Source organism: Arthrobacter sedimenti (assembly GCF_042652025.1).
GTDB classification, from domain to species: Bacteria; Actinomycetota; Actinomycetes; order Actinomycetales; family Micrococcaceae; genus Arthrobacter; species Arthrobacter sedimenti.
In genome coordinates this window covers 28,315-54,611 of record NZ_JBHSDQ010000002.1, presented here as the reverse complement: position 1 = coordinate 54,611, position 26,297 = coordinate 28,315, and the positions used below count along the sequence as shown (strand labels likewise).

Below are 26,297 nucleotides of genomic sequence, written 5' to 3'. Positions count from 1 at the left end.
AAAAATGAAACGTGCGTTTTCGTTTGTACCGGCCGGGGACGGCATGTTGCTTGCCGCTGGCACCAGCTTCATCGCGATGACCTATGGCCTGGTCCGCATGGCGTACGGCCTCTTTCTTCCGGACGTGCAGGCAGAACTTTCCTTCGGCGCAGCCGCGGCAGGCCTGACCTCATCGGGCGCGTCCCTGTCCTACTGCGTGGGCGCGTTGATTGGCCTACGGGCGGGTGCGGTTCATCCGCGCCGGCTGGTCATTGGGGCGGGTCTGTGTGCCGGCATTGGATCCGCAGGCATGGCCGCAGCGATGCAGCCGGGCGTCTTTTCCGCTTTCGCAATCCTCAGCTCCACCGGCGCCGGCCTTGCCTCACCTGCCCTCGTGTCCATCATCGGACGCAACGTCGAAAGACGGGACAATGATCGCGCACAATCAATCGTGAACGCAGGTACCGGGCCCGGACTGATCGTCGCCGGGGTGCTGGCGCAGGTACTTCTCCCTAACTGGCGGCTCCCCTGGTTCGTGGTAGCCGGCGTCACCATCGTCGTTGCCGCCTTGGTTCTACGGCTCGACAGGGCACACACCCACCGCTCAGCTGACGAGGAGAGGCTTCCGCCCCGATCCTGGTTCGGCGCACACGGCCACATCATCGCCGCCGCGCTCTTGATGGGTGCCGGCTCGGCTGCCGTATGGACCTTCGGACGGGCCCATCTGGTGGAATCCGGCGCCAGCGAGTCGGTATCGATAGGAGCATGGATAGCCCTCGGCATCGGGGGAACAGCAGTAATCGCCACTGCACGGTGGATGAGCCATTTTCGGCCACGGGCCGCGTGGGCGGTCAGCGCCTCCGTAGTTGCCGGCGCTACCGCGATGCTTGGGATCACTCCCGGCTTTACGCCCCTGGCACTGGTCGCCTGCGCTGCTTTCGGGTGGGGCTACACCGCCGCCACGGGAGCGCTTATCGCATGGACGGTGGAACGCGACTTCGGACGTGCCGCAACGGGTACCTCGCTGCTGTTTGTTGCCCTCGTCCTGGGGCAGGCGCTCGGCGCGACGGCCGCCGGCGCAGTCGCTGCTGTCTGGGGGCTGGCTGCCGCTTTCATACTTGCCGCCGTGGCCACCGCAGCGGCAGTGGCCGTCCCGCATTGGACTAAAACCGTGAATGAGACACCCAAGGCCGTTCGGCCCTAGCAACGGGCCGGGGCCGGGACGACGCTGGAACAGGTAGGCGTCGGGGCTTTCGCCCGCATACCCTGCGCTGATCCGCTTTCCTGAGCGCGGGCTCAAAGGACTTCCGATCATGTCTGTTGCAGGAGGACGGCTCCCCCGCCGCCGTCGGGCGCCGGCGCTCGAAGGCCAACACAGCGACGCGCTGCGCACCGGCCTCCTCGCCGCCGGGCCGCTCTCCTCGCTGCTCTATGTGGTGTTCACTGACGGCGTCGCGGCATTCCAGTGGGCCGGGTACCGCCGCAGCGAACGGATGGTCAGCGAACTGTTCGCCGTCGGCTCCCCCGGGTACAGCGTTACGGCCCCGTTGACCTGGCTCTACACGGTGGTGTTCATGGCCTTCGGCGTGGGCGCCTGGATCTCGGTCCGCGGCAGCCGCGCCCTCCGCATCGGCGCCGGACTGCTCATCGCCTACGGGCTGTGGAACATCATGGGCGCCATCTTCCCGCTCCGGATCGGCGACGACACTTCCATCCCCGTGCACATCGTGGTCACCAACATCCAGCTCGCCCTCATGGTCGCCGCCATGTGCTTCGTCGCGGCAGGGTTCCACGGCTGGATGCGCGTCTACTCCATCGTCTCGCTCGCTGCCTCCGCGCTCCTGGGCATCATCGCGTTCATGGCAGCCCCGGGACCGAACCTGGTACTCGGCATCAGCGAGCGCATCAGCATCGGGGCATTCCTGCTCTGGGTGACAGTCCTGGCTTTCGTGCTGTGGAAACGGACGACGGCGGCGGGCAGCAAGGCGGCAACGTCATGACATACGTCAACGGCCTGGGCGACGTGCAGCGGAGCGACATCGCCACCGCCGGCGGCAAGGCGGTGGGGCTCGGCGGACTCATCCAGGCCGGGCTTCCGGTTCCCCCGGGGTTCGTCCTCACCACCGACGCCTACTCGGCGTTCGTCACGGAGAACAATCTGGGGCAGGCCATCCAAGAGCTGGCCGACCTCCCGTCCGACGCATCACCGGAGGACTATGAACACGCCGCCGCGCTGATCCGGACCCTGTTTACCAAAGGCGTCATGCCCTCGGCCATCGAAGTCGAACTGAAGGACGCCTACCAACTCCTCGGCGGTGGAAACACGGCGGTGTCCGTCCGCTCCTCCGCCACCGCCGAGGACCTCACCTCCGCCAGCTTCGCCGGCCAGCAGGAAACCTTCCTGAACGTCCGCGGACTCGAAGCGCTGGGCACGGCCGTGATCAACTGCTGGGCCTCGCTTTGGACGGCGCGCGCCATGTCCTACCGTGCCCGCGAAGGGGTGCTGCCGGACCAGGTGCGCCTCGCCGTCGTGGTCCAGCAAATGGTGGAGGCCCAGGCAGCCGGGGTGATGTTCACCGCCAACCCCGCGAACGGCCGACGCGACCAGACGGTGATCAGCGCCGCCTGGGGCCTGGGTGAGGCCGTGGTCAGCGGGGCAGTCACCACGGATGACATCACTGTGGACACCAACGCAGGCAAAGTCCTCACCCGGCAGACGGCCGACAAGGAACTCATGACCGTCCTGACGGAGAACGGAACGGCGGAGCATAAGGTGCCGGAAGCCCGCCGTCGTGCGCCTGTCCTGGACGATGCCCTTGCAGCCGAGCTTGCCGGCTACGGGCAAACAATTGCCGACCACTTCGGCGCGCCGCAGGACATCGAATGGGCGCTGGCGGACGGCCAGTTCTTCCTGCTCCAGTCCCGGCCCATCACGGCGCTGCCCGAACCCGCCGCGGACGTCCCCACGGAATGGCCGGTCCCCTACCCCAAGGGCCTCTACTTCCGGGCGAGCATCGTGGAGCAGATGCCTGAGCCACTCTCCCCGCTCTTCGCAGACCTCATCGACGGCTCGGTGTCCCGCTCCATCTCCGCCCTGATGAACGAGGCACTGGGCCAGCACTCCCTGCGCGAGGGCGACGTCCGCTTCCCCACCGTCAACGGGTACGCCTATTACTACTACCGCACCTGGCCCATGCTGAGGATGACGGCCCGGACGATCCCTGCGATGCGCGCACTGTTCGGCGGCGAGGCGCACATGGGCATCAACGGCTGGCGCGACTATTCGCATCCACGCTACGAACGGATCATCAAGGACTGGTCCGTGAAACCGCGCACGGAGCTTCCCGGCGGGCAGCTGCTTGCCGGCATGCAGGCCCTCCTGGACGCCGGCACCGTCTACTACACCGCGGTGCAGTCCGTCATCCCGATGGCCGACATGAGCGAACTCGCCTTCCGCGGCTTCTACAGGACCGTCCGGCGGGAGGGCGATCCCCCGGCCCAGGAGTTCCTGTTGGGCTTCGACAGCGAACCGATCCGGGCGGAAAAGTCGCTGTACGACCTGGCGGGTTGGGCGCGCAGCGATCCATCGCTGGTGAAGGCTTTGCTGGAAAGTACGACGGCGGCACTCGCCGGGTGCCTGCGCACAGGTGCGGCGCCGGCCGGGGTGGACGACGCCCTGTGGCATGAATGGCGGTTTACCTTCCAGGAGCATCTGGCCCGTTACGGCCACGCGGTCTACAACCTGGATTTCGCCAGCGCGGTTCCCGCCGACGACCCGACCGCGCAGCTGGAGACGGTGAAGTTCTACCTCCGCGGGCAGGGCACCGACCCGCACGAGCGGCAGCGGCTACTGTCCGAGCGGCGGGAGTCGCTGACCCGCGAAGTGGCCGGCCGGCTGGGGCCGCGGCGGCGGGCCCTGTTCTTCCGTCTGCTGAAGTGGGCACAGGAGACGGCGCCGGCCCGCGAGGACGCGCTGGCCGACGTCGGACTTGCCTGGCCGCTGCTGCGGCGCATGCTGCTGGAGCTGGGGCGCAGGCTGGTTGCCTCTGGTGTGATCGCTGCCGCGGACGACGTTTTCTGGCTGCGCTTTTCCGAGCTGCAGAGCGCGGTGGACTTCGGGCTGGCAGAACCGGAAGCCGGTGTGGCCCTTGCCGGGGCCACTAGGCCGGTCCGTGCAGCCGCCGTGGAGGAACGCAGGATGTTGTGGCGCGGCCAGGCGAAGGCCGCGGCCCCGCAGATGCTCCCGCAGAAGGCGTGGATGGAGAAGGCGTTCGGTTCGATGATGCCGGGGGGCCCGCAGCAGCAGGCCGGCGACGTGATCAAGGGGACCGGTGCGAGCGCCGGCCGGGTGACCGCGCCGGCCCGGGTCCTGCGGGGGCCGGAGGACTTCGGCCGGATGCAGCCCGGCGAGGTGCTGGTGGCCCGCATGACCACCCCCGCCTGGACTCCCTTGTTCGCCATGGCGTCCGCGGTGGTGACGGATGTGGGGGGTCCGCTGAGCCACAGTTCCATCGTGGCCCGCGAGTACGGCATCCCGGCGGTCCTGGGAACGGGGGTGGCGACGCAGCGGCTGGCCGACGGCCCAAAGGTGAGCGTGGACGGCGACGCAGGGACGGTCACTGTCGTGTGAAGCCCTGGCCGCCATGCGGCACCCAGTACGCGGACGCCGCCGCACTCGTCTGTGTCGGCCAGCCGCGGTACCGTGTCTGGCATGAGCACCCAGGACACCCCGGCCCAGATCGGTGACCTCCCTCCCCTCGGCCGGCCCGCCAATACGGCGCTGCTGCAAGCAGACATCACGACTCTCAGCAAGATCGCAAACCACTCGCGCAAGGAACTGCTCGCCCTTCACGGCGTAGGCCCCCGTGCCATCCGGCTCCTCGAAGCGGCGCTTGCAGAGCGTGGGCTCGCGTTCAACGAGCCCACGTAGGAGTGGCCGTTTCTAACAAATGCCGCACCAGGTCTGCCGCGAACCTGGCAGGCGGTCCCGGAGAGGAGCCAAACCGGCGCAGCGCTGTCTAGCGTTGAGGGCACCTTCACCGGGCAACCGAGACAGATACTTCTTGTCGCTATAGTTCGGCCCATGATCGTTTGGCTCAATGGCACCCACGGAGCAGGAAAGACAACGACCAGCGCATTCGTGCAGCAATTGCTGCCTGGGTCGCGCGTGCTCGATGCCGAGAAAGTTGGTGAGGTGCTCATGGACATCAAGCCGGGACTTCCTGCCACGGACAACTTCCAGCATTGGGAGCCGTGGCGGCCGCTCGTTATCGAAACCGCTCGGCGCGTTCTCGAATACACCGGAGGCACACTGGTGATGCCGATGACTGTCTTAGTCGAGAGCTATTGGAGGGAGATCAGAGATGGTCTCGCTGGATACGGCATACCCATCCGGCATTTCGTGCTCCATGCCGATCAGGAGACACTCCGCGACCGCATCCAGAACGACCAAGTTCTCGGTCCCTCGACGTTCCGCTTCGCGTACTTGGAGCCCTATGCTGAGGCAGCCCGCGGTTGGCTGCACGATGAAGCCGAAGTCATCGACACCACACACATCACACCGGAACAAGCAGCCCGGCAGATCGCGAATTCTGTGCTTAGTTTCTGAGAGCGCGGAAATTGCGAAATGCTCGTGTCCATCCAGGGATCCTTAAACGCAGGACTACCAGAGCAGGTCGAGTGCGAGCACATCGACGCCGTGCCTGTCGGCCAGCCATCCGTCAATAACTTCGCCCAGCGCGGCCTCGTGGCCAGCGAGTCCGAGTCGTATCGCATCCTCTGACATGGTGGAAATGTGTTCGTGTCCGTCCTCGGGTGCACCATGCGAACACTTCGAGCACATCAGCCGGATCCCAGACCAATTGTCGAGCCCGAGGCCCCGCTGTCCGAGGAGGTCCGACAGCGCGTGGATATCCTCATCGGTCGCACCTGCTATCTGCGCCTGCCATGTGGGAAGGCCGGAATCTTCAAGACGCTCCAGCTCGTCGAAGACCGACACCTCCTGTCCATCGAGCCTCCGGGTCCCTTTGGGTTCCCCGTCGTGCAGGACCGTATCCCGGAAACGATGGCCGGACTCCGGCAGGGGAACGCTCGCGATGATTGCGTGGGCCGGACTCCGGCGCCAGCACCAGACCACCTCAGCCTCTCCGACCGAAAACAGGATTTGGTGAGGGAGGCTGGCCTGGTCGGGATTGAGCCGGATGGGAGCCATGCCGCAGTCGACGTCGATGGGCCCGGCCTCGTTTTGAAATCTGTGCAGACCGTAGGCGGCCCACGCATCCCTGGCTTTGGACCAATCACCCAATGCTGTTGACGCGATGCCCATGTTCCAGGCAGCAGGATTGGCGCCGTTGAACTCCTCGGCGTCCTTAGGACTAAAGAGCTTCAGCGCCTGCGCGTTGCGGTCCAGGCTTTCCGGCCACTTGCGCAGGGCTTTGGACAGCAGACCGGCCTGAAACCAGCTGTAATAGGACTCGGGCGTCAGCTCCAGCAACTCCGAGGCCAAAACTGTCGCGAGGCTGGAGTCCCCCACCTCATCCGCAGCCTTCCAGTCTGACCACACGTCGTGCGGTGTCCGTTTCTTCCTAAACCCCGGCCAATTGCTTCCCACCTTCTGAACAGTAGCAACATGCATTTCTCTGCCCGACAGCCACGGCGAGCCCGAAGCCACAGGACCCGGGTTCAGAACCACCCATTCCGGCCGCACCGCCGAATGATGGCAACCCTCGGCGCAGTAATACGCCTGGCGTACGGACCGGTGGACCGGGCCGCGGGGTCAGCTGCCGTCCATGATTCGGGTGACAGCCCTTTCTGCGGCGCGCCTCACCCTCAGCCGGGAGTCCCCGGCCAGATTTGCCAGCAGCGGGAGAGCGGAGTCGATCCGGTGACGAGCGCAGACCTTCGCTGCCGCCTCCCGCACCCGCCAGTGTTCGTCGCCCAGCGCTTCTACCACCGCCGGTCCCGCCGAGGCATCGTATGCGTACAGCAAACCGCGCGCCGCCCACACCCGAAGCCAGTAGTCCGGCCCGCTCTCGCCGCCGGTCACCGCCCATCGGGCCGGCGGACCACCCAGGGCATAGATCAGCTGCGCGTCCGCCTCTGAACCCCGAAGTAGCACTACGCAACCGGCAATTACTGCCTTCGTTCCTCGCGCGGCGCATTCGCGTTTCACGCTCTCACGCGGGGATATGTCCCACTGGGATCTGCTCCCCATGCGCAGAGGTTACCAGTCGGGGTGGGCAGCAAATACGGGACGGTCTCTGCGAGTGGCTTGACGAAGGCCAACCTCGGAGACAGGTGCATTCGTTGTTCCGCCCGGCTCCGCGGCTTTGCGTGCAGAATATTCGGGTGAACAAAAACCGGCTCGAGGCCTTCAGCGACGGCGTACTGGCCATCATAATCACCATCATGGTGCTGGAACTGCACACCCCGAAGGAACCCTCATGGGCTGGCGTCGCCGCCATCCTGCCCACACTCTTCACCTACCTCCTGAGCTTCGTGTACGTCGGGATCTACTGGAACAACCACCACCACATGATCCACCTCGCCAGCCGGGTGAACGGCGCCATCCTCTGGGCCAACCTGCACCTGCTGTTCTGGCTGTCGCTGTTCCCGTTCACCACGCGGTGGATGGATGAGTCCGGCTTCCTGCAGGTCCCCGTGCTGCTGTACGGGATCAACCTGCTGTGCGCCGCGATCGCCTACTTCATCCTGGAACGGCGCCTGATCGCAGTGCAGGGCAGGGACGGCGCCCTCGCCCGGGCAGTCGGGAAGGACTGGAAGGGCAAGGCCTCGCCGCTGATCTACCTCCTCGGGATCGCCCTCACGTTTGTTCAGCCGCTGCTGGGAGTGGCCGCCTTCACCGTCGTGGCGCTGATCTGGCTGGTGCCGGACCGGCGGGTGGAACAGTTCGTCGTCAAGGCCCACGAGGAGAGCGCCGGCTAGCGCCACCGCAACTGAAGATCCGTCAATCAGGACCAGAAATCAGCAACCAGGCTGGTTTCCTCCTGCATTTCGGTACCTTCCGTGACTTTGCCGTCCGCAATGCTGAGCACAATGACCTGGCGCTGGTCCATGGTCTTGCCGTCGCGCTCCGCGTGCGAAAACTGGACGCCAACCGTATACCTGTCGCCTGCGGCTACGTCCTCCACCGTGACCCTCATCGAACCGTTGGACCGCGTACCAAGTTCGCCGAAATAGGACAGGATCGCGTCCCGGCCCTTCTTATCACCGGACAACGGACCTGTGCCGCCGACATGCCAGACGGCGTCTTCGGCGAACAGGTCCCTGAGTGTATTCATGTCACCCGTGCTGAACGCTTCATAGCCCCGCCGAACCAGTGCGGCGTTTTCCTGTGCTCCCATTTCGGCCACCTCATTCTCCTTCGCCGGATGCTTGCGAGGAAACAATAGGCCCACGCTGAGGACCGGTCGAGGGGAACAAACCCCCAACATCGCCCCCTCTTTTGGGCCGTGCTTTACCTATCACCCGGGCCGGGTTGCTGGAACTGAGGCCCGCGCTCGTAGGGACTTTCCGCCCTTTCCGGGCCCACACCACGCGGGTAGCTTGACGCCATGAGTGCCCGCGATGACTTCCTTCAGTGGATCAGGACCACCCTGCATGACGCGGAAGTTGCCCTGCACAACGGCGACGCCAACCCCCGGCGCGCCCTTTGGTCGCACACGGAGCCGGTGAGCATTCTGGGAGCGCTGCGCAATGCCTACGGGCTGGAAGGAGTGGAGCAGACCTTCCGGTTCCTGGAAGACAGATTCTCCAACTGCTCATCATGGGAGCTGGAGCTGCAGGCGTGCGACGTTATCGGAGACATGGCCTACACCGCAGGTATCGAGCGCATCTCCTTCCATCGGAACGGCATGCCCACCAACCTCACCCTCCGGGCTACCCAGGTTTACCGGCGCGAAGACGGCCAGTGGAAGGTGGCCCACCGGCACGCCGACACAGTTGGGGTGTGACCACTTCGCCAATAGGGGCTCCGGGATCGGGCAGCTGCTCCGGCTACTCCCCCATGCCGGGATGCACTGGGACGAAGTCCACTCTGTTGCCCGGGTTGCTCCTGCGGGCCGGAGCCCGGTTGAACCCCTTCGCGTCGAGGCCGTTCTTGGCACGGAACTCGGCGAGCGCAGCGTCGTAGGCGTTGTTGAGTGCCTGGCCCGAAAACTCACCGGTGCTGCCGTCGTTGAAGGCGATCCGGATGCGGACGCTGGCCGGGTAGTGCCGGTTCATGCGGACAAAGCCGTCGGCGTCCTGCTGGAGGGTGATCACGGAATCCTGCTTTCGTTCGTGGGGGCAGACTCAAGTTTGCCGCAACTGCCTTGAAAACCCCTTGGCTGCCATTGCCATACTGTGCCATGGGGATGACACGGCGTGGAACATGGCTGCGGTACGGACTGCTCTCGGTCCTGCTGATCGGGATCCACCTGGTCATCGCGTGGTACTTTTCCGAGGGCGTCTACCAAGGCGGCGCGAACGTCCCACTCCGTAGATTCCCGGAGGACGTCGACGTCTTCTTCGTCCTGACTTTCACGCCCACCTTTATCGGGCTCAAGTTCCTGTGGTACGACTCCGCAGTGCGGTCCTTCACCAAGGGCTACAGGCCGCCCGCGGTGATGGTGGTCTTCATCGCCGGCTACGTGGTGGCCCTGGCAATTGACATTGCATGCCTCGTCGCGGCGTCGAAACCCATTGCGGACTCAGGGCTCGCGGTTTTTGGCTCGATTCTCCAATCGCCGTTTGTACTCATCCTGGCCGGGGCGGTCGTCGCAGGTTTGGCGCTGAACAAGGACTTTCCCCCGGAGACGCAGCCGGGCACGCCCCGTTAACCTCCCCTCCAACTCGCCGCACCCATAGCGCAACCTGCCCTCCCTAGCGTGGACGGGTCACCCGGCCTACCCGCCGGCCCCCGTACCCCTTTGGAGGAACACCCATGCGCCATGTCCTGACTGCCGCGGCAGCCGCCGCCCTCATCGCTTGCATGGCAAGTCCCGCCGTCGCAGCCGACGGCACCCAGGCCGGCACGCCGTCGTCGAACGCTGCCGGAACCGCCACCTCGGCCATCAAAACCAACGAGCGCAACGGCTCCTTCGACCTGCAAAGCCACCGCGGCGGCCGCGGCCAGTGGACCGAGGAGTCCCTGGCGGCGTTCGGCAACTCCCTGGCCCTGGGCGTCACCACCCTGGAGCTGGACACGCACCTGACCGAGGACGGCAAGGTGGTGGTCTGGCACGATGACACCATCCAGGCCAACAAGTGCATCGACACCGTCCCTGCCACCGCCGGCGACCCTGAATTCCCCTACGTGGGCCGGCGCGTCGCCGACCTGTCCCTGGCCCAGCTGAAGACACTCAACTGCGGCTTCAAGCAGCTGCCGGGCTTCCCGGAGCAGGACGTGATCGAGGGCAACCGGATCGCCGAGCTCAAAGACGTCTACCAGCTGGCCCGCGACCGCAAGGCGGACAAGGTCCGCTTCAACGTCGAAACCAAGGTCAACGACAGCGAGATCGGCGGCGCCGGCATGGAGTCGCTCACCCGTGCCGTCGTGGCGGAGATCGAGGCCTCCGGCATGGCCGACCGCACCACCCTTCAGTCCTTCGACTGGTCCTCGCTGAACCTGACCAGGCAGATTGCGCCGGACCTGCCGCTCGTTGCGCTGTCCAGCGGCGATGCCTGGATGGGCGTTGGCAAGCCGGGCGCCAGCCCGAATCTGGGCGGCATCGACATCGACGACTACGACGGTTCCCTTCCCAAGGCGGCCGCCGCCCAGGGGTACGACGTCGTCTCCCCCACGTTCAGTTCAGTCACCCCCACGATGATCGCCGAGGCCCACGATCTGGGCCTGGCCGTCATCCCGTGGACCGTGAACACCACCGCCGACATGACGCGGCTGATGGACATGGGCGTGGACGGCATCATTACCGACTACCCCACCCGGTTGCGCGCCGTCATGGAGGAGCGCGGCCTGAAGCTGCCGAAGGCGTACCAGGGCTGAGGCCTTCCCGCCTCTTTAGGGGCACACGGACGACGGCGGGCACCCAACTTGGGTGCCCGCCGTCGGCCGTTCCGCCAGTCAGCCGGGCAGGGATCGGAGGATACTGGAAACGGCTCCACCGCCAGCAACAACCGTTTCCGGGACTGCCGAAAGGTATGCACATGCCTGCCCGTTTCCTCCCCGCCCATCCGCCCAAGCTGCACCTGGTGCTCATGCTGGTGCTGACGTTCTCCACCGGCGTGCTGGACGCGGTGGGCTACCTGGGCCTGGACCGGGTGTTCACGGCGAACATGACCGGCAACGTGGTGATCCTGGGCATGGCGCTGATGGGCGGCGACAACCTTCCGGTCCTCGGACCCATCGTGGCCCTGGCCGGGTTCATGACCGGCGCCATGATCTCCGGGCGGGTCCTGCGGCCCAGCACGTCGGGCTGGAACCACCGCACCACCGTCCTGCTGGTGGGCGTCAGCTCGGTGATGGCGGTCGTGGCAATCCTGCTCCTCAGCGGCATGAACCCCAGGAGCAGCGAGGCGCTGAGCGTCGCCATCACCGGCACGCTGGCGGTGGCCATGGGCCTGCAGGCCGCCACCGCCCGGCACCTCAACGTCAGGGACGTCCCCACCGTGGTGGTCACCTCCACCATCACCGGCCTGGCCGCCGATTCACGCCTGGGTGCCGGCACCCACCCGTTCTGGGGCCGGCGGCTCGCGGCCATCGGACTCATCATGGCCGGCGCGGCGGTGGGCGCCGGGTTCGTGCAGCTTCATCTTGGGCTTGGGGTGCTGCTGACCGCGCTGCTTACCCTTTGCGTCGCCCTGCTGGGCATGAGCGCCACGAAGAGGCACTCACTCGCCCACGGTTCAGGGACGGCGACCGCGGCACCCGGCCCGGGTGCCGACGTCGTAAACCCTGATTCCCAAACCGAACGGTAGGCGCCTACCGCAGGGGGAACTCAGCCCTCGCAGGCCACCCCGTCGCCGTCGCCGTCCAGCCCTGAGCGGTACCCCGGGGAACCGGCGTAGAGCGGGGCTGCTCCGGCGGCCACCGCCTCGGCGCAGTTGGCGTAGTAGACGGCGGTGGTTGCGGAGGCGGGCGCGACGGTGGTCGGTGCCGGCTGGCCCGGGCAGGTGGCAAGGATGCCGGCGATCGCGTCGTGCTCGGCCTGCGTCACCCACAGGCTGTACCGCGCCTTCACCGAGACCTGCCGCGCCACGTATTCGCAGCGGAAGCCCTTGGCCGGCGGCAGCCAGGTGGCGGCGTCGCCGTCGCCCTTTTGCTGATTGGTGGGTCCATCGGTGGCCTGCAGGTTCAGCGGGTCATTGGCGAACGCCGTCCGCTGCTCCGTGGTCAGCTGCTGGGCGCCCTTCTGCCAGGCGTCGCTGAGCGCCACCACGTGGTCGATCTGCACGGCGCTGCTGGTGGTGGTGCCGCGGACGAAGTTGATGACGGTGCCCGTGTAAGGATCGGCGAGCACCCCCGTTTTGACCGTGCACGGGACGCTGTTCACGTAGGTAATGTCCGTCAGGTCCCGGTTGAGGATGTCGTTGCGGGTGTCGCAGCCGTTCTGGTCCACATCCGCCCACGTCGGCCCGAACAGCGACCGGTCATACCCGGTCTTGGGCGCGCGGCCCTTCATCGGAAGGGTTTCCAGCAGGTCCGCCGCCTGGACTGTTGCCGTGGTGGTGCTGTCCGCTGCGACCGCCGGCAGGCTTGCGCCGAAGAGGGCCAGCAAGGCGGAAAGGACGACGGCGGCAGTCCAGCGGGTGCCGGACGCAGGCGTGCTCTTGGGCAAGGACGTGTGGCTGGACATGCAGTTCCCCCGGGTTATGCACGAAAAGTTAGGGGCGTCAGCCCCCCATACCTGCTGACGCCAGAGAAAAGCCTAGCGGCGCCAAATCGCCCACATTGCCGGTTTCACCCGAACTGGGCCAATCCTTCCCGGCTCCTGCGCTTAAGCTGCGACGGCGGCACCAGGCCGGATGCCGCCGTCGTGAGCCCTGTTAGCGGTCAGGGGTGGAAGAGGTTCTCAAACGTGCCGGAGGTAGTGGGTGAGCAGGTGTTTTCCAGGCAGCCCAGGTGCCACATGTGCTCAATGGTTGAGAGCAGGGTGTAGTGGTCCGAGAGCTGATCCGTTGTCTTGTGCGGACCCTCCGCCGAGTTGATCACGATGGCGGGTGCGTGGCCGCCGCCGAGCACCTCACCGTTCTGGCCGACCGGGCTGCCCGGGCCGCCGGTGGAACCTGAGTAGTCGTTCTCGTCCCAAGCCAGGACGATGCTGGACTTGGTGGTCTTCCAGGTCGGGGAATCCATGATCTGCTGGACGGTCTGCTTGACGTAGTTGTCGCCGAGCTGGATCGCACCGTGGTCCAGGCCGGAACCCGGGTACCCGCACTGGGGGATGCCGACAAGCGCAGCGCCGGACGGGGAGACGCCGTGCATGTCGTGGCACTGGTTCGGGCTGATCCAAGTGAAGTTCGGCACGTTGCCGCTGGCCAGGTCGGCCTTCAGGTTGTTTTCCTGGGGCACGATGTTCTGCAGGCGCGGGCTGCCGGGGTAGTTGATGTCCGAGAAGTACATGAACGGGTTGTGCTTCTGGGCGTAGAGCTTCACGGTTGAGGAGCCGATGGTGGGCGCGTACTCAACCTGGGAACCGGTGCTGGGAAGGCTTTCCATGTAGGCCTTCCAGCTCAGGCCCTTGTCCTCGAGCTGGTCCACGATGTTCCTGCCTGAAAACAGGTGCGGGGTGGAGGCCGCGCTGGCCGCCTGGGCCTGGGTCAGGAGCCCGGTGGCCCCCGGGTCCTCCGAGCCAGGGACGAATTCTTCCGGTGCACACGTCACGTCCGCGCCAGCCTTGCAGTCATCCCAGATGCCCTGGTTGCTCCCGGAAATGGCGGCCAGGTAGTTGGGCAGGCTGGGGTGGGTGACGCCCTGGTAGTTCGTGGCGGTGTTGTAGCGCTGGGCCAGGCTGTTGATGTAGGGCGCGTCGGCGGTGTTGCCGATGACCTGGTCGTAACCGTGGTTCTCCATCATGATCACAAAGACATGGTCAGGGCCGTTCTCCCCCTGCCCGCTGGCCTGAGCGGCAGCACCGGGCGTGGTCTGTGCGTCCGCAGGCACTGCGGCGCCGACGGCGGCGAGGCCAGTGATTGCGACGGCGGCAGCAAGCGCCAGGGCGCTTGTCCTCCGGTTCTTAAGTGCGTTGGGCATGGCAAAATCCTTTCGGTGTGCGGGCGCAACGGAGCGTCCGGTCTTTCAGGCGGTGCAGCAAGCTGGGGGCGAGAGGGTGGCAGGGCCGGCGACAGCGGCCGGCCCTGCCACCAGTTCCGGCCGGGTTATCGGCCGAGCTGGGGGTCGCTGGTCAGCGGGCCGCCGTTTTCGAGGCGGCCGGCCAGGACACGGAGGAGCTTGGGATCAGCGGCGGAGGTGACTGTAAGGTCGTACCAGCCGCCCGGCGTCGGGATCACGATGGTCTTGGCCTGACCGGGATTCAGGGAAAGCGTCTGGGAACCCGAGCCATACGCGTCCTTCAGGATGAGGGTTGCGCCGGTGGTGCCGGCGTTCTCGATCCGGAACTGCGCGTGCGGGGCCTTGCCGTCAGCGGTGACGGACACGCGGATGTCCGCGGCCGCCGTCGTACCCGCAAGGCGGCGGAACCACCCCGCCGGGCCATGCATCTGGACGTCGTACTCGGCACCCAGCGGCCACGAGGCATCCAGTGAGGCCCCTGAGCCGATGGTGTAGGAGTATGGGCCGGCCGGGAGCAGGTTCGACCGGACCTGCACGTGTGCGCCCAGCGTGCCCCGGTTCGTCCACCGGCCGGTGAGCTGGCCTGCGGCGATTTTGGATTCGAGGTCCAGGGCGTAGCCCAACGGGCGGGAAGGGCGGGTGCCCTTCTCCTGGGCCGGCATTGAATTCGTGGCGGGGGGCGTCGGGATGTAGCTGGGGTGGCGCTCGTGGTCGGTCGGCTTATAGGTCGAGGTGTCCGGCAGCGCCGGAGCCGCTCCCCCGGCCTTGGAGAAGTCGAATGCACTCGTCAGGTCGCCGCTGACCGCCCGGCGCCACGCAGTAATGTTCGGTGACGCCACCCCGAAGCGGGTTTCCAGGAACCGGACAATCGAGGTGTGGTCAAACGTCTCGGAGCAGACCCAGCCGCCCATGCTCCACGGGGAAAGGACGATCATGGGCACCCGCACGCCCAGGCCGAAGTGCCCCGGCACGTCCTTGTCGCCAAAGAACGTGGGGCTGCCGTCGTACCATTCGCCGGCAGTGGAGACAGTGGAGGCGCCCGGAATCTGCGGGGTGTTCGGGTGCGGCGGGACGATGTGGTCGAAGAAGCCGTCGTTCTCGTCGTACATGAACAGGACGGCCGTCTTGCTCCACACGTCCGGTGAGGAGGTGAGGATGTCAAGAATGTTGGCCGCGTACCAGGCGCCGAAGTTCGGCGGCCAGTTTGAATGCTCGGAGTAGGCCTCGGGGGCCACGATGTAGGAGACCTGGGGCAGGTTGCCCGACTTCACGTCCTGCCGGAGGATGCTGAAGAGGTCATCGCCGGCCTTGGCGTTGGTACCGGTCCGCGCCTTCTCATACAGCGGGCTCCCGGGCTTGGCGTCCTGGTACTGCTTGAAGTACAGGAGGGAGTTGTCCCCGTAGTTGCCGATGTACGCGTCCTTGGTCCAGCCTTCATAGTGTGCCGGGTCGAGGCCCTCACCGACGTCCTGGTAGACCTTCCAGCTCACCCCGGCCTTCTCAAGCTCCTCCGGGTAGGTGCTCCACCAGTAGCCCTTCTCGCTGTTCCACAGGTCAGGGCCGCCGCCCTTGCGGTCCGGGTCGTCGCCGCCGGCGAACATGAAGTATCGGTTCGGGTCGGTCGGGCCCAGGACGGAGCAGTGGTACTGGTCGCAGACCGTAAAGGCGTCAGCGAGGGCGAAGTGGAAGGGAATGTCCTGGCGACCATAAAACGCCATCGTGGCGTCCGTCTTTTGCGGGAGCCACTTGTCGTACCTTCCGTTATTGAAGGCCTCCTGCGTGAGTTTCCACGAGTGGTCCAGATCCTCCATGAACTGCATGCCCAGGTTCGGCGCGTCCGGGTGGAACGGCGTAACCTCCCGCGTGGCGTTCGCCTGGTGGAATGTGTCCTTGCCCGAGGGCAAAAGTGCAGGGTGCGGGTCCGAGAACCCCCGCACACCCTTCAGCGTGCCGAAGTAGTGGTCGAAGGCCCGGTTCTCCTGCATGAAGATCACCACGTGCTCAACATCCTTGATGGACCCGGTGGCGCGGTTGGCCGGGATTTCCGCGGCCCGTGCGATGCTCTGGCCCAGCATTTGTGACATAGCGGTGCCGGCGGCGCCGGCAGCGGAAAATTGAAGAAAACGACGGCGGTTGAGACCTGCCATGAGGACGCTCCTAATGCGTTGGCTTTTGATGTCCCCCGCCGGGAACTCTGCCAGCGCACGGTTACACCTCCATGTACCCGGGCTGAACAATGGGAATTACGGGGGTTAGGCCATCCCGACCCATCCCTGAGTCATCGAAGTCACCCGGCTGCCGTCAAGGTCGTTGATTTTTGTTGAGACGAACTCGCGGGCCCACGTCGAGGTTTGAATCCTGAAGGCGGGAGAAGCTGCGTGCAACGTGTCCACCACAACTTCGGCGATATCTTCAGGCTTCTGCGCGTTGGCACTGGCAAACTGCCTTGTGGTCCGTTCCAGGTAGGCGCTGAGCGCCGGCCGGTAGGAGCCGGCGGCAGCAAGCATCCCGGCTGCATCAATGCCGGCGTTCGCGACGAACTCGCTGGCCACCGCTCCGGGCTCAATGACATGGACACCGACGTCGACGCTCTTCGCAACGGGCTGGAGGCTTTCCAGGAATCCCTCCACGGCGAACTTCGCAGCGCAATAGGCCTCGTTGAACGGCTGGCCCACAACTCCGCCCACCGAACTGATGGTGATCAGCCTGCCCCTGCTTACCCTGAGCAACGGCAGGAAGGCTTTGGTCATGGCGACAACGCCAAAATAGTTGACTTCCATGGCATCGCGGAAGTCCTTCATGTCCAGGCCTTCGACCGAGCCCACGGCGGCGCTGCCGGCGTTGTTGACCAGCGCGTCAAGGCCACCGTACGTCTTGCGGCAGTAGTCGGCTTCCCGCCCAATGGCCTCGGAATCGGTAACGTCCAGGCGGCGGACGTCCAGCTCCGCTCCCGCCTTGGCTGCCTCAGCACGGAGCGCTTCGGCCTGTTCCGGGTTGCGCATCGTTGCAATGGTCCGCCACCCTGCCGCCGCCAGGGCGAGTGCTGTGGCGCGGCCGATCCCAGTGGACGTTCCGGTGATCAGCACGGTTCGTGCGTCGTGGTGGCTCGGTTGAACGGACATGGTGTGGAACTCCTTCGCGGTCCTCCGGGGCCGTCGAAAGGTTGACCACCCGTTCCATGATGATTCATCCGGTATCGGCATCGATCAAGCCCCGGGAAGTCCCAGCCTGACACGGAGCGGGACGGCCATGGGGCAGAATGACCGGTGTGAGCACACCAGGATCCCCCATGACGCGACCACCGAAGAGGCCCGGAGGCCGCCTTGGCACTTTGGCGGTGGTCCTGATCGTACTGCTCGTAGGTCCCGGCCTGATGGTGGTGGGGACCATGATGATCGATGCTGATGCCGAGCTGTCCCGGACAGGCATGCAGAGCGCCGGCACCGTCATTGACTTCAACGACAGCCAGCGCGCCTCCAACCGGGACATCAAGGTTCGGTACACGTCCATGGACGGGACTGAGCACGTTGTGTCGGCAAGCGTCGACCACGACCAGCACCCTGCGGTCGGCGACCCCGTCACGGTGGCCTATGACAGTCAGCAGCCATCCCGCGCCGTTGTGCTCGGCTTTGAAAGCGGCGGAGTAATCCTGCGCGGAGTCGGAACGGTCCTGACCCTCCTTGCAGCCGGCATCGGGCTCGCCGCCGGCGTCCTGGGCGCAATCCAGAAACGCAGGTCGCGCCGGTGATGCCACAGGGAGGAGTGGAATGGATGCATCCCTATGTAGTGCCGCCGAAAAAACCCAAGGTGTGGCCATGGGTGGTGGGCGGGGCGGCAATCGTAGTGCTCTGCCTCGGAATCATGGTGGTGTCGTTGATGCCGGTAGTCAGGGGTGGCCCGGGCGGTGAAACGGCACGGATCCAGGAGATGATCTCCATAGCGGATGGAATCCCCACAGGGGACGGCTGGGAGCTGACTGCGGCAAGCGATCCGAAGAACGATCCCGGATGTATCCCCCTGGAGAACCCGTGCCACAGCCTGGACAGAACCTGGTCCACCCCGGTGCAGGTCACCGTGGACGACCTGCGTGCTTCGACCGGCTTCAGCCTCAAGACGTTCGCCAACCCGGACTGTGCCTTCGGGACAGTGCATGAGAATCTGGACATCTCACTCTGCGTCCGCTCCTATGAAGTGGTCCTCCGCATGCACGACTAGCCACCCTTTCGTGCGACCCCTGACCAGTTCAGGAGACGCCGACGGCGGCACCCAACCCGAGTGCCGCCGTCGTCCGGCCGGACAGCCAGCCCGCCGGCTAGCGGGGCGTGCCCGCCGTGGAATCCGCGTCCTCCTGTGTCACCTCACCGTGGGCGGCCCCGCCGCCGCCGAGCCCGCCGCGGGTCTTGGCCAGGCTGGCCACCGTGGCCACCAGGATGGTTGCGCCGATGAAGAGCAGCGAGAGCCAGATGGGAATTTCTGGCACCCAGAGGAGCGGCTGGCCGCCGTTGATGAAGGGCAGCTCGTTGACGTGCAGGGCGTGGAAGAGCAGCTTCACGCCGATGAACGCGAGGATGACGGCCAGCCCCTGGGCCAGGTACACCAGCCGTTCCAGCAGTCCGCCGATGAGGAAGAACAGCTGCCGCAGGCCCATCAGGGCGAACGCGTTGGCGGTGAAGACGATGTACGCCTCGCTGGTCAGGCCGTAGATCGCGGGAATCGAGTCGACGGCGAAGACCAGGTCCACGAAACCGATGGCGATGATGGTGAGCAGCATGGGGGTCACAAAGCGCTTCCCGTCCTGCTGCACGGTGAGACGGTCCCGGTGGTAGTCCGGGGTGACCGGGAGGACGCGGCGCACCAGCTGCATGAATTTGCCGTCAGCCGGGTTGGCGTCGTGGCCGCCGAACGCCTGCTTGTACGCGAGGAAGAGCAGCAGGGCGCCGAAGATGTAGAACACCCAGGAGAAGTTTTCGATCAGTGTGGCACCGATGGCGATGAACCCGCCGCGCAGGATGAGGGCGATGATGATGCCTACCATCAGCACCTTCTGCTGGTACTTCTTGGGCACGGCGAACCCGGTCATCACGATGAGGAAGACGAACAGGTTGTCCACCGAGAGGGCCTTCTCTGTGAGGTAGCCGGCGAAGTACTCGCCACCGTATGTCCAGCCCGAGACCGTGCCGATCCCGACGCCGAACACCAGCGCGAGCCCGATGTAGAACGCCGACCAGCGGGCGGACTCACCGATGGACGGTTCGTGGGGTTTGCGGACGTGGGCGAAGAACTCGTAAACGAAGAACAGGATTGTCACGGCAATGGTGATGATCCAGATGAGCGGTGTGACCTGCATGGGGGTACTCCAATGGGGTTGGCGCTGACATGTACGCCAAGGTCTCCTCCGCCCGGTGGAACCGGAGCCGCTGGCCCGGGATGCTTCGCTGCATCCGTATTGACGGGCCATGCACAGACGGGAGTACTCCCCTTGATGGGTTAAATCGTACCTGAACAACGGGCGACGGCGGCACCCGGTTCCGGAGGCCGCCGTCGTCAATCCCTGCCTGGGGAGGCCCTACTTCAGTTTCGGCACCAGCACGGGCGTGTTCTTCTTGTACTCCTCGTAGTCGGCCTGGCCGCCCCACTTCCTGTCCGCTTTCTTCTCCAGCGGCGGCACGCCGCTGCCCTTGATCAGCAACAGGGCCACGAACACCGGGGAGATCAGCGCCGCCCACTGCCAGCCCTGCAGGACGGGAAGGGCGATGATGGCCACGCCCACCCACAGGGTGATCTCGCCGAAGTAGTTGGGGTGGCGGGACTTGGACCACAGGCCGGCCCTGATGAAGCGGCCCTTGTTCGCGGGATCGTCCTTGAAGCGGGTCTTCTGCAGGTCAGCCACGGTTTCGATGGTGATGCCGACCGCCCACACCAGCAGGCCCACCCAGAAGAACCAGTCCAGGCCCACCTTCTGGTCCGAGGTGATGGCCACCCACGCGAGCGCCGCGGTCAGCACCACCCACAGGCCCTGGATGGTCCACGTGTTCAGAAAGCGGAAGAAGTCCGGCTTGAGCTCATCGAACCGGTCGTCCTTTCCATGCTTGCGGATCCGCAGGAACAGGAAGCTGCCCAACCGCGCGGCCCACAGCACCACCATGGCCGCCAGAAGCATTCCGCGCGCGTCCACCCCCGGGGACGCCAGCACCAGGAACACCGTGATGGAGATGTAGGTGAGGGCTCCGGTGAGGTCGTAAAACTTCTCCGTCTGGGCCTTGAAGGACGGGATGAACACCAGCCACTGGATCACAAATGCGATGGCGACTCCCATAGCGAAGACGGGCAACCCGCCGATCCTGGACCCGCCCTGGCTTCCGGCGAGGGCGATGAGCACCGCCACCACCACGGCGATAACGATACTGATGAGGGCCTTGCGGCTCTTGTCGTTCACGGACAGGTTCCTTTCCCCTGGCCAGCCGCGCGCTGCTGCACGGCCGGTCCCAATTAGTCCTGCTAGTCTTTCTTGTATTCAAATGAATTTGATGACTAGAGGACAATAACTACTATAAGCCTGCCAAGGAGAAACCATGACGCCGCCGTACCACCCCGCCGCGTTCGCGCTGCAGGCTTTGTTCGACCTCGCCAACGAAACCGAGCGTGAAGTGGCCCGCTGCCTGCAGCTCAACCTCACCGACTACCGCGCCCTCTCCGCGCTGGCCCAGTCCGGGCCGGTCACCGTGGGCACGCTTGCCGAAAAACTGGGCGCCACCGCTGCCACCACCACCGCCATCGTGGGCCGGCTGGAAGCGCGCGGCTACGCCGAACGGCTCCGGTCGGAGGAGGACCGGCGGCACGTGCACGTCAGCGCCACCCCCGCCGCCGCCAAGGACATCATGGGCCTGATGCGCCCCCTCATGGACGCCACCAACCAGCACATCGAAACCCTCCCCCGCGCCCGGCAGGACGCCGTCGCGGACTTCCTGAACGTTGCGCTGGACCTCATGCAGGGCCACCTGCGCTCCCTTTCCGAGAAAGACACCCCTTGAGAGAGTTCACCTCCCCGACGCTGGCCGACCTTTCCGGGCACCGCAACGCCACGGACCTGCTGATGCACCGCTTCCGCACGTCCCCGGACCACATCGCCTTTGAGGTCCGGGCAGAAGATACCCCCGTCACCGCCCCCTGGCGCCAGGTAACCACCGGGCAGTTCGTGGACGAGGTCCGGGCCCTGGCCAAGGGCCTGATCGCCGCCGGCCTGCAGCCCGGCGACCCGGTGGCCATCATGTCCCCTACCCGCTACGAATGGGCGGTGGCGGACATGGCAGCCTGGTTCGCGGCCGCCGTCGTGGTTCCCATCTACGAAACCTCCGCCCAGCCGCAGGTGACCGCCGTCCTGGAAGACGCCGCCGTCCGCTTGGCCATCGCCGGCACTGCCGCGCATGCCGCCCTGCTGGAACAGGGATTCGCCGATGTGGGCCTGCCGCACCTGGGCGTCTGGACCATGGACACCCGGCCGGACGCCGACCTGGCAGCCCTGGTCAAGCGCGGCGCGGACGTGCCGGACGGGGAGGTGGAGGAACGCCGCCTGCTGCACGACCTCGACTCCGTGGCCACCATCGTCTACACCTCCGGCACCACCGCAGCCCCGAAAGGGGCCCTGATCACGCACCGCAACTTCGTGGGCCAGATCCTCAACGTGGGCGCCGCCTACACCAGCGTGGTCCGCGAGGGCGGCAACACGATCATCTTCCTGCCCATGGCGCACGTCCTGGCCCGCGGCCTGCAGCTGATCTGCCTGGCCAACGGCATGCGCATCGCCCACCTCTCCGACCCCCGCGACGTGGTCCCCGCCCTCGGCGCGCTCAAGCCCACCTTCTTGGTGGTGGTCCCCCGCGTCCTTCAGAAAATCCAGGCCTCCGCTGCCGCCGCGGCCGCCCAGAAGCACCTCGGGCGGGTGTGGGCGTTGGCGCAGCGCACGGCCGTGGAGTGGGGCAGGTTCGCGGAAGCGCACGACGCCGATGCTTCCCTGCGTGCTCCGCTTGGGTTGCGGGCGCGGCGGGCCCTGTTCGACCGGCTTTTCTACGCCCGCCTCCGCGCGCTGGTGGGCGGCCGGCTGGACTGCCTGCTCTCCGGAGCGGGGGCGTTGGACACCGAACTGTCCCTCTTCTTCCGCGGCTTGGGCCTGCCGGTCATCGAAGGCTACGGGCTCACCGAGACCACCGCCCCGCTCACCGGCAACCTACCCGGCGCCATCCGCTCCGGGTCGGTCGGCGTACCGATGCCCGGCACCACCGTGCGGATCTCGGAGCAGGGCGAGGTGCTGGCCCGCGGCGTGGGCGTCTTCGCCGGCTACCGCCGTGCGTCCGACAATGCCGATGCTTTCGTGGACGGGTTCTTCCGCACCGGCGACCTGGGCTCACTGGATCCGGACGGCCGGCTACGGCTCAAGGGCCGGATCAAGGACGTGATCGTCACCGCCGGTGGCAAGACCGTGACCCCCGCCGTCTGGGAAGGCCTGGTGGAGGGCGATCCGCTGGTGGCGCACGCCGTCATGGTGGGCGAGGGCAAGCCGTACCTGGGCGGGCTGGTGCTGCTGGATCCCGAGTCCGTGGCGGCCTGGGCCGAGCGGGAGGGCATCGCCGACCTGGTCGGCCTGCGGATCCCTGACGACGGCAGCGCGGTCCAGATCGAGGACGAGCGGCTGCTGGGTGTGGTGGGCAAAGTGGTAACTGCCGCGAACGCCCGGCTGGCCCGGTCAGAACAGGTGCGCCGGTTCGTGCTGCTGCTGGCCGACCTCAGCGAGTCCCACGGGATGGTCACCCCCACCATGAAACTCAAACGTGCCGTCTTCACTGAAAGCGCCCGCCACTTCGTGGAAAACCTCTACACCGACGCAAGGAGCAGAGAATGAACCCCCGCACCAGGAACTGGCTGACCGCTTACTTTGTCACCGCCCTGATCTTCGCCGTGCTGGACGTGGCATGGATCCTGCTGGTGGCCAACCCGCTGTACCAAAGCCAGATCGGCGGGCTGCTGGCGCCCAAGGCCAACCTCCTTGGCGCGGTGCTGTTCTACGCCATCTTCGTGGCAGGGATGGTGCACTACGGCGTCCGGCCAAATGCAGCTGATGTCCCCCTGCGGCAGCGTGTCACGGGCGCCGCGTTGTTCGGATTCTTCACGTATGCCACCTGGGCCCTGACCGGGTTCGCCGTACTGAAAGACTTCACCGCGCTGGTGGCCGTGACAGACATCCTCTGGGGTGCCGTGGCCTGCAGCCTGGTCACGTGGGTCACTGCAACGGTCCTGCGCCGGCGGATTGCGAAACCCGCGGCCGCCTGAACTGACGCACATGCACAAACTGGCCCAGTTTTCAGGGCGGAACCGCGAAAACTGAGCGGTCCCGCGGACGTGAATCCCTGAAAACTGGGCCAGTGTGGCGTGCAGGGCAAGCGCGGAGGGCTATCCGAAGAGCGCGGCCACCTGCGTCAGTGTCTGGAAGACCCCGTAGGCCAGCGGGATCCCCACCAGGACCCAGCCCAGGACCAGCCTGCCGGTGGACCGCTTGACGGGCTGGTCGTTGGGGGTGTGTGCAGTGCTGCTCATGTCAGGCCTCCATGGATGATGTGTGCCGCTCGGGGCGGGATTCGTGGAATCGTGCGTCGACGGGTTTGACCAGCAGGTTGGCGATGAAGCCGATGACCAGCAGCGCCACCATGGTCAGCAGCGCGGGCTGGTAGGACGCGGCGTTGAGCTGGCCCGGCTTGCCCTGGGCGTCCAGGATCGAGTTGACGATCAGCGGCCCGGCAACGCCGGCGGCGGACCAGGCGGTGAGCAGCCGCCCGTGGATGGCGCCCACCTGGAAGGTGCCGAACAGGTCCCGCAGGTAGGCCGGGGCTGTAGCGAAGCCGCCGCCGTAGAACGAGATAATGACGAACGCCAGTGCCACGTACAGGATGGTGGTGGTGGAGCCGGCCAGCGCCAGGATGATGTACAGCACCGCGCCGACGCCCAGGTACATCATGTAGATCCGCTTCCGGCCGGTGACGTCGGACGTGGCCGACCAGGCGAAGCGGCCCGTCATGTTGCCGATGGACAGCAGTCCCACGAAGCCCGCGGCGACGGCGGCGGTCACCAGCGACTTGCCGTCGGACTGGCGGAAGAAGTCCTGGATCATGGGCGCCGCCTGCTCCAGGATGCCGATGCCGGCGGTGACGTTGCAGAACAGCGCCACCCATACCAGCCAGAACTGCCGGGTTTTGATGGCGTTCTTCGCGGACACGTTCTCGGTTGTTACAAGTTTTGCAGCCTTGACCTTGGCGGGGTCGAACCCGGCGGGCCGCCACCCCTCCGCGGGCACCCGGATGGTGAACGCGCCGAAGAGCATGTACACGAGGTAGATGGCGGCGAGGGTCAGGAAGAGCTTGCCCACGGCATCGCCGCTGGCCACCCATCCCTGCGCGCCGGAGTTGGGATCGTACGCCTTGAGCAGGGCCTGGGATACCGGGCTGGCGATCAGCGCGCCGCCGCCGAAGCCCATGATCGCCATGCCGGTGGCCAGGCCGGGACGGTCCGGGAACCACTTGATCAGCGTGGACACCGGCGAGATATAGCCGATCCCCAGGCCGATGCCGCCCACCACGCCGTAGCCCAGGTACACCAACCAGAGCTGGCGGGTGAAGATGCCCAGCGAGCCGATCAGGAAGCCGCCCACCCAAAACATTGCGGCGGTGAACATGGCCTTGCGCGGGCCGTTGGTGTCCACCCAGGTACCCATCACCGCGGCGGAGAGGCCCAGCATCACGATGGCGATGGAGAAGATGACGCCCACCTCGGTGAGGCTGGCGCCGAAGTGCTTGACCAGCGCCGTCTTGTACACGCTGGTGGCGTAGGCCTGCCCGATGCATAAATGGACTGCGAGCGCGGCGGGCGGAACCAGCCAGCGGTTGAAGCCCGGCGGGGCGATGGAGTGGTCACGGTCCAGGAAGCCCATGGTTTGATTCCCTTTGCTTGTGGAAGACGTCAATGTCTGATCGAGCCAGAGGCCAAAGGCCTTGGTTTAGCCCGGCCCGTTGCCTTCGGCAATCATGATGCAAATCATCAGCAAACGTACTGTTGGCGCGCCGAGCGGTGGATTTTTTGTGCCGAGCGGTGCGCGGGCGCTGCTCAGGCCGCCTTGATGGGTGAGGTGCTGCCGGAGGACGCCGCCTGGCCTTCGCGGGCCAGGAAGGCGGACAGTTCGCCGATGGTGCTCATGAGCGGGGCTGGGAAGACGACCGTGGTGTTCTTGTCCACGCCGATTTCCACCAGGGACTGCAGGTTGCGCAGCTGCAGTGCCAGCGGGTGGGCCATCATGGTGTCGGAGGCGTCGCCGAGGGCTGTTGCGGCGATGGCTTCACCTTCGGCGGCGATGATCTTGGCCCTCTTCTCGCGTTCAGCTTCGGCCTGGCGGGCCATGGCGCGCTTCATGCTTTCGGGCAGCTGGATGTCCTTCAGCTCAACGAGCGTGACTTCCACGCCCCACTCGACGCTGAGCACATCGAGGATCTGCCGGATGTCGGCGTTGATCCGCGCGGTCTCGGAAAGGGTCTGGTCCAGGGTGTGCTGGCCCACCACTTTCCGCAGGGTGGTCTGCGCGATCTGGTCGATGGCCGCAGCAACGTTTTCGATGGCCACAATGGACTTCACGGCGTCCACCACGCGGTAGTAGGCCACCGCCGACACGTCCACGCTCACGTTGTCCTGGGTGATGATGCCCTGCGACTGGATGGGCATGGTGACGATCCGCAGGCTGACCAGCGGCAGCCGGTCGATCACCGGGATGATCAGCTGCAGGCCTGGCTCCCGTACGCCGACCACCCTGCCGAGCCGGAAGAGCACTCCTTTCTCATACTGGCGCACAATCCGAATGGACATCCTCGCCACGATGAGCAGCAGGACGACCAGGACAATGGCAACCAATATGGTGGGGTTCATCAGGATCCCCTCCTGTAATGCTGGGCGGGACCTGCCGGAACCGGGCCGGCGCCGTGACAGATGTCCCGGCTCCATTCTCCCACCAACGTTGAAAGAGAGAGCTTCAAAC

At 66.0% G+C, this 26,297-nt stretch carries 28 protein-coding genes; 15 read left to right on the top strand and 13 right to left on the bottom strand.

All coding sequences use genetic code 11. The annotated features are described in order from the left end of the window. Positions 1 to 4: 4 nt before the first annotated feature. From ACFO0G_RS05595 to ACFO0G_RS05575, 5 genes are all read left to right on the top strand, one after another. Complete coding sequence (locus ACFO0G_RS05595; RefSeq protein ID WP_376976721.1) at positions 5 to 1,183, top strand: MFS transporter; 1,179 nt, start codon at positions 5 to 7, stop codon at positions 1,181 to 1,183. A 109-nt stretch (positions 1,184 to 1,292) separates the two neighbouring features. Further along, a complete protein-coding gene (locus ACFO0G_RS05590; RefSeq protein WP_376976720.1) occupies positions 1,293 to 1,979 on the top strand; it encodes a DUF998 domain-containing protein in 687 nt (228 codons plus the stop codon). After that, positions 1,976 to 4,609, top strand: a complete 2,634-nt coding sequence (locus ACFO0G_RS05585) for a PEP/pyruvate-binding domain-containing protein (RefSeq protein ID WP_376976719.1) — start codon at positions 1,976 to 1,978, stop codon at positions 4,607 to 4,609. The genes ACFO0G_RS05590 and ACFO0G_RS05585 overlap by 4 nt, the downstream gene beginning before the upstream one ends. An 81-nt stretch (positions 4,610 to 4,690) precedes the next feature. Beyond that, positions 4,691 to 4,909 (top strand): helix-hairpin-helix domain-containing protein, encoded by a 219-nt coding sequence (locus tag ACFO0G_RS05580; RefSeq protein WP_376976718.1) that lies wholly within the window; start codon positions 4,691 to 4,693, stop codon positions 4,907 to 4,909. Positions 4,910 to 5,062: 153 nt separating this feature from the next. After that, entirely contained in the window at positions 5,063 to 5,587 is a 525-nt protein-coding gene (locus ACFO0G_RS05575) for an AAA family ATPase (protein ID WP_376976717.1), read from the top strand. Positions 5,588 to 5,641: 54 nt separating this feature from the next. Here the strand turns inward: ACFO0G_RS05575 and ACFO0G_RS05570 are convergent, their stop codons facing one another. Further along, positions 5,642 to 6,511 carry a tetratricopeptide repeat protein gene (locus ACFO0G_RS05570; protein WP_376976716.1) on the bottom strand — a complete coding sequence of 290 codons (870 nt, stop codon included), beginning with the start codon at positions 6,509 to 6,511 and terminating at the stop codon, positions 5,642 to 5,644. A 243-nt stretch (positions 6,512 to 6,754) separates the two neighbouring features. After that, a complete protein-coding gene (locus tag ACFO0G_RS05565; protein WP_376976715.1) occupies positions 6,755 to 7,192 on the bottom strand; it encodes a HEAT repeat domain-containing protein in 438 nt (145 codons plus the stop codon). A gap of 134 nt (positions 7,193 to 7,326) precedes the next feature. On the opposite strand from ACFO0G_RS05565, the gene ACFO0G_RS05560 reads away from it, so the two are divergent. Continuing rightward, positions 7,327 to 7,923 carry a TMEM175 family protein gene (locus ACFO0G_RS05560; RefSeq protein ID WP_376976714.1) on the top strand — a complete coding sequence of 199 codons (597 nt, stop codon included), beginning with the start codon at positions 7,327 to 7,329 and terminating at the stop codon, positions 7,921 to 7,923. A 26-nt stretch (positions 7,924 to 7,949) separates the two neighbouring features. Here the strand turns inward: ACFO0G_RS05560 and ACFO0G_RS05555 are convergent, their stop codons facing one another. Continuing rightward, on the bottom strand, positions 7,950 to 8,342 hold the full coding sequence (locus ACFO0G_RS05555; RefSeq protein WP_376976984.1) for a nuclear transport factor 2 family protein: 393 nt from the start codon (positions 8,340 to 8,342) through the stop codon (positions 7,950 to 7,952). Positions 8,343 to 8,552: 210 nt separating this feature from the next. Between ACFO0G_RS05555 and ACFO0G_RS05550 the strand changes: the two genes are divergently transcribed. Beyond that, positions 8,553 to 8,951, top strand: a complete 399-nt coding sequence (locus ACFO0G_RS05550) for a YybH family protein (RefSeq protein ID WP_376976713.1) — start codon at positions 8,553 to 8,555, stop codon at positions 8,949 to 8,951. A 43-nt stretch (positions 8,952 to 8,994) separates the two neighbouring features. On the opposite strand, the gene ACFO0G_RS05545 is transcribed toward ACFO0G_RS05550, so the two are convergent. After that, entirely contained in the window at positions 8,995 to 9,261 is a 267-nt protein-coding gene (locus tag ACFO0G_RS05545) for a hypothetical protein (protein ID WP_376976712.1), read from the bottom strand. Positions 9,262 to 9,353: 92 nt separating this feature from the next. Between ACFO0G_RS05545 and ACFO0G_RS05540 the strand changes: the two genes are divergently transcribed. The 3 genes from ACFO0G_RS05540 (at position 9,354) to ACFO0G_RS05530 (ending at position 11,916) form a co-directional block, all read left to right on the top strand. After that, positions 9,354 to 9,818 carry a hypothetical protein gene (locus ACFO0G_RS05540; protein ID WP_376976711.1) on the top strand — a complete coding sequence of 155 codons (465 nt, stop codon included), beginning with the start codon at positions 9,354 to 9,356 and terminating at the stop codon, positions 9,816 to 9,818. Between the two features lie 104 nt (positions 9,819 to 9,922). Next, positions 9,923 to 10,984: a glycerophosphodiester phosphodiesterase family protein gene (locus tag ACFO0G_RS05535; RefSeq protein WP_376976710.1), complete on the top strand. Its 1,062-nt coding sequence runs from the start codon at positions 9,923 to 9,925 to the stop codon at positions 10,982 to 10,984. Positions 10,985 to 11,145: 161 nt separating this feature from the next. Continuing rightward, entirely contained in the window at positions 11,146 to 11,916 is a 771-nt protein-coding gene (locus ACFO0G_RS05530) for a YoaK family protein (RefSeq protein WP_376976709.1), read from the top strand. Positions 11,917 to 11,936: 20 nt separating this feature from the next. Here the strand turns inward: ACFO0G_RS05530 and ACFO0G_RS05525 are convergent, their stop codons facing one another. From ACFO0G_RS05525 to ACFO0G_RS05510, 4 genes are all read right to left on the bottom strand, one after another. Continuing rightward, positions 11,937 to 12,794 (bottom strand): GmrSD restriction endonuclease domain-containing protein, encoded by an 858-nt coding sequence (locus ACFO0G_RS05525; protein ID WP_376976708.1) that lies wholly within the window; start codon positions 12,792 to 12,794, stop codon positions 11,937 to 11,939. A 197-nt stretch (positions 12,795 to 12,991) separates the two neighbouring features. Beyond that, on the bottom strand, positions 12,992 to 14,191 hold the full coding sequence (locus ACFO0G_RS05520; protein ID WP_376976707.1) for an alkaline phosphatase family protein: 1,200 nt from the start codon (positions 14,189 to 14,191) through the stop codon (positions 12,992 to 12,994). A gap of 125 nt (positions 14,192 to 14,316) precedes the next feature. Beyond that, positions 14,317 to 16,377 carry a phosphocholine-specific phospholipase C gene (locus ACFO0G_RS05515; protein WP_376976706.1) on the bottom strand — a complete coding sequence of 687 codons (2,061 nt, stop codon included), beginning with the start codon at positions 16,375 to 16,377 and terminating at the stop codon, positions 14,317 to 14,319. Positions 16,378 to 16,482: 105 nt separating this feature from the next. Further along, positions 16,483 to 17,352 carry an SDR family NAD(P)-dependent oxidoreductase gene (locus tag ACFO0G_RS05510; protein WP_376976705.1) on the bottom strand — a complete coding sequence of 290 codons (870 nt, stop codon included), beginning with the start codon at positions 17,350 to 17,352 and terminating at the stop codon, positions 16,483 to 16,485. A 167-nt stretch (positions 17,353 to 17,519) separates the two neighbouring features. Here ACFO0G_RS05510 and ACFO0G_RS05505 point away from each other — a divergent pair, with 167 nt between their 5' ends. Next, complete coding sequence (locus ACFO0G_RS05505; protein ID WP_376976704.1) at positions 17,520 to 17,978, top strand: DUF3592 domain-containing protein; 459 nt, start codon at positions 17,520 to 17,522, stop codon at positions 17,976 to 17,978. Positions 17,979 to 18,001: 23 nt separating this feature from the next. Further along, positions 18,002 to 18,445 carry a hypothetical protein gene (locus tag ACFO0G_RS05500; protein ID WP_376976703.1) on the top strand — a complete coding sequence of 148 codons (444 nt, stop codon included), beginning with the start codon at positions 18,002 to 18,004 and terminating at the stop codon, positions 18,443 to 18,445. A 97-nt stretch (positions 18,446 to 18,542) separates the two neighbouring features. Here the strand turns inward: ACFO0G_RS05500 and ACFO0G_RS05495 are convergent, their stop codons facing one another. Together ACFO0G_RS05495 and ACFO0G_RS05490 are read right to left on the bottom strand one after the other, a co-directional pair. Beyond that, the gene (locus ACFO0G_RS05495; protein ID WP_376976702.1) at positions 18,543 to 19,577 is read right to left on the bottom strand and encodes a TerC family protein; all 1,035 of its coding nucleotides are present in this window, start codon (positions 19,575 to 19,577) and stop codon (positions 18,543 to 18,545) included. 219 nt (positions 19,578 to 19,796) lie between these two features. Beyond that, positions 19,797 to 20,666, bottom strand: coding sequence for a DUF1295 domain-containing protein (locus ACFO0G_RS05490; RefSeq protein ID WP_376976701.1), 870 nt, complete (start codon positions 20,664 to 20,666; stop codon positions 19,797 to 19,799). Positions 20,667 to 20,802: 136 nt separating this feature from the next. Between ACFO0G_RS05490 and ACFO0G_RS05485 the strand changes: the two genes are divergently transcribed. The 3 genes from ACFO0G_RS05485 to ACFO0G_RS05475 are packed head-to-tail and all read left to right on the top strand — an operon-like array spanning position 20,803 to position 23,554. Further along, positions 20,803 to 21,261, top strand: coding sequence for a MarR family winged helix-turn-helix transcriptional regulator (locus ACFO0G_RS05485; protein WP_376976700.1), 459 nt, complete (start codon positions 20,803 to 20,805; stop codon positions 21,259 to 21,261). Next, positions 21,258 to 23,126 carry an AMP-dependent synthetase/ligase gene (locus ACFO0G_RS05480; RefSeq protein ID WP_376976699.1) on the top strand — a complete coding sequence of 623 codons (1,869 nt, stop codon included), beginning with the start codon at positions 21,258 to 21,260 and terminating at the stop codon, positions 23,124 to 23,126. The genes ACFO0G_RS05485 and ACFO0G_RS05480 overlap by 4 nt, the downstream gene beginning before the upstream one ends. Continuing rightward, on the top strand, positions 23,123 to 23,554 hold the full coding sequence (locus ACFO0G_RS05475) for a DUF2177 family protein (protein ID WP_376976698.1): 432 nt from the start codon (positions 23,123 to 23,125) through the stop codon (positions 23,552 to 23,554). The genes ACFO0G_RS05480 and ACFO0G_RS05475 overlap by 4 nt, the downstream gene beginning before the upstream one ends. A 120-nt stretch (positions 23,555 to 23,674) precedes the next feature. On the opposite strand, the gene ACFO0G_RS05470 is transcribed toward ACFO0G_RS05475, so the two are convergent. From ACFO0G_RS05470 to ACFO0G_RS05460, 3 genes are all read right to left on the bottom strand, one after another. Beyond that, positions 23,675 to 23,818 carry an MFS transporter small subunit gene (locus ACFO0G_RS05470; RefSeq protein ID WP_376976697.1) on the bottom strand — a complete coding sequence of 48 codons (144 nt, stop codon included), beginning with the start codon at positions 23,816 to 23,818 and terminating at the stop codon, positions 23,675 to 23,677. Between the two features lies 1 nt (position 23,819). Continuing rightward, on the bottom strand, positions 23,820 to 25,205 hold the full coding sequence (locus ACFO0G_RS05465) for an OFA family MFS transporter (protein WP_376976696.1): 1,386 nt from the start codon (positions 25,203 to 25,205) through the stop codon (positions 23,820 to 23,822). Positions 25,206 to 25,378: 173 nt separating this feature from the next. Continuing rightward, the gene (locus ACFO0G_RS05460) at positions 25,379 to 26,188 is read right to left on the bottom strand and encodes a slipin family protein (RefSeq protein WP_376976695.1); all 810 of its coding nucleotides are present in this window, start codon (positions 26,186 to 26,188) and stop codon (positions 25,379 to 25,381) included. Positions 26,189 to 26,297 lie beyond the last annotated feature (109 nt).

Coding starts and splice junctions, on each gene's coding strand:
- ACFO0G_RS05595 (WP_376976721.1), top strand. CDS start 5: ATGAAACGTGCGTTTTCGTTTGTACCGGCCGGGGACGGCATGTTGCTT.
- ACFO0G_RS05590 (WP_376976720.1), top strand. CDS start 1,293: ATGTCTGTTGCAGGAGGACGGCTCCCCCGCCGCCGTCGGGCGCCGGCG.
- ACFO0G_RS05585 (WP_376976719.1), top strand. CDS start 1,976: ATGACATACGTCAACGGCCTGGGCGACGTGCAGCGGAGCGACATCGCC.
- ACFO0G_RS05580 (WP_376976718.1), top strand. CDS start 4,691: ATGAGCACCCAGGACACCCCGGCCCAGATCGGTGACCTCCCTCCCCTC.
- ACFO0G_RS05575 (WP_376976717.1), top strand. CDS start 5,063: ATGATCGTTTGGCTCAATGGCACCCACGGAGCAGGAAAGACAACGACC.
- ACFO0G_RS05565 (WP_376976715.1), bottom strand. CDS start 7,192: ATGGGGAGCAGATCCCAGTGGGACATATCCCCGCGTGAGAGCGTGAAA.
- ACFO0G_RS05555 (WP_376976984.1), bottom strand. CDS start 8,342: ATGGGAGCACAGGAAAACGCCGCACTGGTTCGGCGGGGCTATGAAGCG.
- ACFO0G_RS05550 (WP_376976713.1), top strand. CDS start 8,553: ATGAGTGCCCGCGATGACTTCCTTCAGTGGATCAGGACCACCCTGCAT.
- ACFO0G_RS05540 (WP_376976711.1), top strand. CDS start 9,354: ATGACACGGCGTGGAACATGGCTGCGGTACGGACTGCTCTCGGTCCTG.
- ACFO0G_RS05535 (WP_376976710.1), top strand. CDS start 9,923: ATGCGCCATGTCCTGACTGCCGCGGCAGCCGCCGCCCTCATCGCTTGC.
- ACFO0G_RS05530 (WP_376976709.1), top strand. CDS start 11,146: ATGCCTGCCCGTTTCCTCCCCGCCCATCCGCCCAAGCTGCACCTGGTG.
- ACFO0G_RS05525 (WP_376976708.1), bottom strand. CDS start 12,794: ATGTCCAGCCACACGTCCTTGCCCAAGAGCACGCCTGCGTCCGGCACC.
- ACFO0G_RS05520 (WP_376976707.1), bottom strand. CDS start 14,191: ATGCCCAACGCACTTAAGAACCGGAGGACAAGCGCCCTGGCGCTTGCT.
- ACFO0G_RS05515 (WP_376976706.1), bottom strand. CDS start 16,377: ATGGCAGGTCTCAACCGCCGTCGTTTTCTTCAATTTTCCGCTGCCGGC.
- ACFO0G_RS05510 (WP_376976705.1), bottom strand. CDS start 17,352: ATGTCCGTTCAACCGAGCCACCACGACGCACGAACCGTGCTGATCACC.
- ACFO0G_RS05505 (WP_376976704.1), top strand. CDS start 17,520: ATGACGCGACCACCGAAGAGGCCCGGAGGCCGCCTTGGCACTTTGGCG.
- ACFO0G_RS05500 (WP_376976703.1), top strand. CDS start 18,002: ATGCATCCCTATGTAGTGCCGCCGAAAAAACCCAAGGTGTGGCCATGG.
- ACFO0G_RS05495 (WP_376976702.1), bottom strand. CDS start 19,577: ATGCAGGTCACACCGCTCATCTGGATCATCACCATTGCCGTGACAATC.
- ACFO0G_RS05485 (WP_376976700.1), top strand. CDS start 20,803: ATGACGCCGCCGTACCACCCCGCCGCGTTCGCGCTGCAGGCTTTGTTC.
- ACFO0G_RS05475 (WP_376976698.1), top strand. CDS start 23,123: ATGAACCCCCGCACCAGGAACTGGCTGACCGCTTACTTTGTCACCGCC.
- ACFO0G_RS05470 (WP_376976697.1), bottom strand. CDS start 23,818: ATGAGCAGCACTGCACACACCCCCAACGACCAGCCCGTCAAGCGGTCC.
- ACFO0G_RS05465 (WP_376976696.1), bottom strand. CDS start 25,205: ATGGGCTTCCTGGACCGTGACCACTCCATCGCCCCGCCGGGCTTCAAC.
- ACFO0G_RS05460 (WP_376976695.1), bottom strand. CDS start 26,188: ATGAACCCCACCATATTGGTTGCCATTGTCCTGGTCGTCCTGCTGCTC.